Raw genomic sequence first — 574 nt, 5'->3', positions numbered from 1 at the left:
TCCGATCTGGCTGAGCTGTGATGGCGAGCGAAATATAGTAGCGAAGTTCCTGATTCCACACTGCCAAGAAAAGCCTCTAGCGAGGTGAGAGGTGCCCGTACCGCAAACCGACACAGGTAGGCGAGGAGAGAATCCTAAGGTGATCGAGAGAACTCTCGTTAAGGAACTCGGCAAAATGACCCCGTAACTTCGGGAGAAGGGGTGCTCTGTTAGGGTGCAAGCCCGAGAGAGCCGCAGTGAATAGGCCCAGGCGACTGTTTAGCAAAAACACAGGTCTCTGCGAAGCCGTAAGGCGAAGTATAGGGGCTGACGCCTGCCCGGTGCTGGAAGGTTAAGAGGAGCGCTTAGCGTAAGCGAAGGTGCGAATTGAAGCCCCAGTAAACGGCGGCCGTAACAATAACGGTCCTAAGGTAGCGAAATTCCTTGTCGGGTAAGTTCCGACCCGCACGAAAGGCGCAACGATCTGGGCACTGTCTCAACGAGAGACTCGGTGAAATTATAGTACCTGTGAAGATGCAGGTTACCCGCGACAGGACGGAAAGACCCCGTGGAGCTTTACTGTAGCCTGATATTG

1 rRNA gene is annotated in these 574 nt (G+C 54.2%); it reads left to right on the top strand.

Annotated elements, in window-relative coordinates:
• Positions 1–574 (top strand): 23S ribosomal RNA (locus F1379_RS29585); the annotation flags it as partial.

Source organism: Paenibacillus tepidiphilus (assembly GCF_008635795.1).
Lineage (GTDB): Bacteria > Bacillota > Bacilli > Paenibacillales > Paenibacillaceae > Paenibacillus_AQ > Paenibacillus_AQ tepidiphilus.
Note: the sequence above shows the minus strand (reverse complement) of the source record. Positions and strands in the feature narration are given on the sequence as shown.